General features: G+C 68.5%; 3 protein-coding genes. All 3 read right to left on the bottom strand.

Annotation, left to right across the window (positions count from 1 at the left end):
- Window positions 1-127: 127 nt before the first annotated feature.
- The 3 genes from MJ783_RS22625 to MJ783_RS22615 all read right to left on the bottom strand — a co-directional run bounded on the left by MJ783_RS22625 (window position 128) and on the right by MJ783_RS22615 (window position 3,560).
- On the bottom strand, window positions 128-880 hold the full coding sequence (locus MJ783_RS22625) for a type 1 glutamine amidotransferase (RefSeq protein ID WP_239313772.1): 753 nt from the start codon (window positions 878-880) through the stop codon (window positions 128-130).
- Between the two features lie 13 nt (window positions 881-893).
- Window positions 894-2,159, bottom strand: a complete 1,266-nt coding sequence (locus tag MJ783_RS22620; protein WP_239313769.1) for a Mur ligase family protein — start codon at window positions 2,157-2,159, stop codon at window positions 894-896.
- A 99-nt stretch (window positions 2,160-2,258) separates the two neighbouring features.
- Window positions 2,259-3,560, bottom strand: a complete 1,302-nt coding sequence (locus tag MJ783_RS22615) for a M23 family metallopeptidase (protein ID WP_239313766.1) — start codon at window positions 3,558-3,560, stop codon at window positions 2,259-2,261.
- Window positions 3,561-3,771: the final 211 nt, after the last annotated feature.

Raw genomic sequence — 3,771 nt, 5'->3', positions numbered from 1 at the left:
GGGTAACGAGCATCAGCGGCTTGGTGAGCGGCTGGGAAAAGGACGAACGCGACAGTTTCGGAACGCTTCTCGGTCGTCTCAACGCGGCGATTGCCGAACGCGACAGGGCGCAGCTGCCGTCACGGAGTCAGGCCGCGACGTCGAGAGCGCGCAGCCGCGCCTGACGCAGTAGTTGTATCTCAGCGGGGTCAACCAGCGCCGGCAGCGGGCCGTGCACCCAGGACAGCAACAGATCGGCCAGTGCGGGGTTCTGCGCGAGAACCGGGCCGTGCAGATAGGTACCAATCACGTGGTGATCCACGATGCCGTCGGTCTGGTCCGTGGTGCCGTTACCGACGCCCTTGCGTACCACGCCCAACGGCCTGCCCCGGCCGCCAGCCAATCGTCGAGTACGCCCGGCGTGGTTCTCGTAACCGAGCAGCACCGGAAGACCCAGGTCGGATGTTGGTTCCACGACGATGTCACCGACCGCGCGGGGCGGCGCCGGCTGGTCAGCCGGGTCGAACGACCGGCGCGTCTCCACATCCACCAGGCCGAGCCCGTCATGCACCTCGTCGCCAGCGGGAAAAGATGCGCCGATCACCTGATAGCCGGCACACACCGCGAGGACGACAGCACCTTCGTTGACCGCTCTCAGCAGCGATGTGCTTCTGCGCAGGCCGTCAGCAGCCAGCACCTGCGGTGCGTCCTCACCCCCGCCCAGCAGGTAGATGTCGCAGCCGCCGGGCACCACCTCACCGGCCGGAACGTTGATCACCTCAGCCGCCAGCCCTCGCCAACGCAGCCGCTGTGCCAACACGGTCGCGTTGCCGCCGTCACCATAGGTTCCGAGCAGCTCCGGATAGATCAGAGCGATGCGGGTCGCCGAGTCGGAGATCATACCGCCATCCTGGTCATCTGGTTGTCCCCACCGGGGCAACCCGCCCCAGAATGTCACGGAAGGCGGTGTAGTTGGCGACCACGTCCACGGTCTTGTCAAAGACCGTGGACGCCGCGCTCTCGGCGTCGGGGTGCACCGTGTGCGGAACCTCCGCATAGGCCAGCCGGACGCTCATGTCCTCCTTACGCTCGCCGGTCACCAGCACGTCGCGGCCCGCGAGCCGCTCGAACGGGACATCCCAGATCCAGGAAGGATCACGGCCGTCAGCGGTCTGGGAGTTGAAATCTATGATCACCGGGCGCGCGGGCGCCGTGTTGAGCAGCTCCATCATCTCCACCCAGCCGGCCGGGTTCTTGGCCAGCAGGAGCCGCCCGCGTACACCACTCTCACCGAGCTCGACCTCCTGATAGCGACCTTGGACGTCATCGAGACCGGTCATCGCGGCAAGCGCGTCCGCGACCTCGACCCCGAAGAGCTTCGCGGCGGCGGCGGCCATCGCCGCGTTGCCGAGGTTCACCCGCCCCGGCAGGTCGATGGAGGCCCTGATGTGACGACCGAACCACAGCAGTTCGCCAGGCCCGGTGACGGCGACGATCGGCTCCGGGCGGGCCAGCCCGCAGTCGCACCACCACCCCGAAGAGTTGCGATGCAGCAGCCGGGCACACTGCGGACACACCATCGCATCCGCTGTCCAGTTCTGCCCGACCGACACCCAGATCTGGTTCGACCACCCGGACGCGGCCCAGGCGACCAGCGGGTCGTCGACGTTGGCGACCACTGTCGCGGCGGGCAGATCCGCCCCGAGCTCACGCCAGAGGCTCGCGATCCGCCGGGTCTCGTTCGACCGGTCGAGCTGGTCACGGCTAATGTTGAGCAGCACAACCGCCCGGGGAAGGATCTGCCTGGCGACCTTGGGCAACCAGATTTCGTCCACCTCGAGCGCGGCGGTCGCGTCGAAGGGCGGACGGGACAACGCGGCGAGCACCCCCGGCGCCATGTTCGCGCCGCCGCTGTTGCTCTTCACCGGGCCGAGGGTGCCCAGCGCGCGGGCCAGCAGCCGAGTGGTCGTGGTCTTGCCGTTGGTCCCGCTGACGCAGACCGCCATCCGGCCGGCCGCGACCTCGGTGAGGATCCGCGGGGATACCTGTAGGGCGAGCTTACCGCCGATCATCTCGCCTGATCCACGTCCCAGCCGGCGGGAGGCTGAGGACGCGAGTTTCTCCACCGCGAGCGCGGCGCGGGTCCGGGTGGAGAAACGGCGTGGGGGTGGTGTGGTCATCGCCTCATCAGCGTGCCATGACTCGTCTCGCCTGTTACAGAGACCCCGTACATCTCCACAGGGTGCCACGCCCAGGCTGGCGCCGACGACGTGAAATCGTCAGATCCGGGCATGGTGCTCGCGGAGCCAGGCCAACGGATCCACCGGGCGGTCCCCGACATGCACCTCGAAATGCAGGTGGGGGCCGGTGGAATGACCTTCGTTTCCCACCAGGGCGATCTGCTGACCAGCCGCGACGGTTCCTCCCCGGACCGTGAGGACCCGCATGTGCCCGTAAAGCGTCTCGACACCATCCCCGTGCTGCAGCACAATCTCGTTCCCAAAGCCGGAGGCGGGCCCGGCGTAGAGTACATAACCGGCGGCGGCGGCCATGATGGGAGTGCCGAGTGGCGCGGCGATGTCAAGCCCGAGATGACGCTCGGAGCCGGCGGTGGGGTTGAAACCGCGGGAGATCGTCCCGATCACCGGTGGCACCCAGCCCGGCGCCACCGGATCGGCCGCGGCTGGTGGCTGCGGCGACTGCGGTGCCGCTCCGGGCGCGGGCGGATCATCCTGTGGCGGTGTTCCAGGCGCGGACCAGCTCGAAGCCGAGGGAGCCGAGGGAGCCGCCGCGGGTGGCGGCAGAACAGTCCGCAGCGACATGACCCGCAGGCCCTGGACAGCTTGGCGGGCTGTGGCGGCAAGCAGCACCGGGTCCGGCGTCCCGGGGACGACGAGCGCCACCGCGCTGTCGGCGACCAGGCCGAGCGCGGCGGACCGGGATCGGTCCACCACCACCCCGACACCCGGCAGACGAATTGTTGCCAACGCACCGATTCGTAAACCAACCGGCCGGTCATGGCCGACATCAACCTGGCCGCCCAACCGCACATCCAGCGCCGCCGCAACACTGTGCGCAACCGCGATCTCCCCATCCGCGATTCGCTGCCACAGCGCGGTGACCTCGGCAGTGCCCGCGGGCGCGACGGTACGCAGCACGTTTGGATCAGCCCCAATCGCGCCTGTACGGCCACTTCCCACACTCACCTCGGCAAAATCGGCGACAACCGCCTCGGATGCGCCCACGGCCCGGCCGAGTCGATCGATCTCAGTCCGGGTAAGACTGCGATCAGTGGTGACGAACAGGTACGGATCGGTGCGGTGAGTCAGCGGACCCACCGAGGCTCGGGGACCCACAAGCGCGCCGAACGCAGCCGCGACGGGCGGATGGGCACCAGCCCGCGTCCTCAGGCTGACGCTTCCCGCGCCGAGTACGCTCACGCTCACCACTGTGCCCGCCAGTAACAGCGCAGCCGCCGCGCCGGCAACCAGCGGCGGCACACCGGCCGAGCCGCGCCAACCGCGGTGGGTGTCGGCATCCGCCGCCGGAACAGCCGCCCGGACACCCGGCTGGGTCCACACCCAACGTCACCCCCGTAGTAATCTTCCAGACCGTCGGCCGCACGAAAACAGCGCGACAGCATGATTGCGCCGTCCTTGGTGCGTTAAGTCCGCCAGTAAGCTGATCAGGTACAAGTGTGCTGCAAGGTGTGATATGACGTGCCCGATATGGGCGTCCGATGGGCGAAAGCACGGTGACTGTCGTCCGACCGGGGCATGCCCCAGCCCACGC

This window comes from Protofrankia sp. Cj3 (assembly GCF_917627355.1).
Lineage (GTDB): Bacteria > Actinomycetota > Actinomycetes > Frankiales > Frankiaceae > Protofrankia.
Note: the sequence above shows the minus strand (reverse complement) of the source record. Positions and strands in the feature narration are given on the sequence as shown.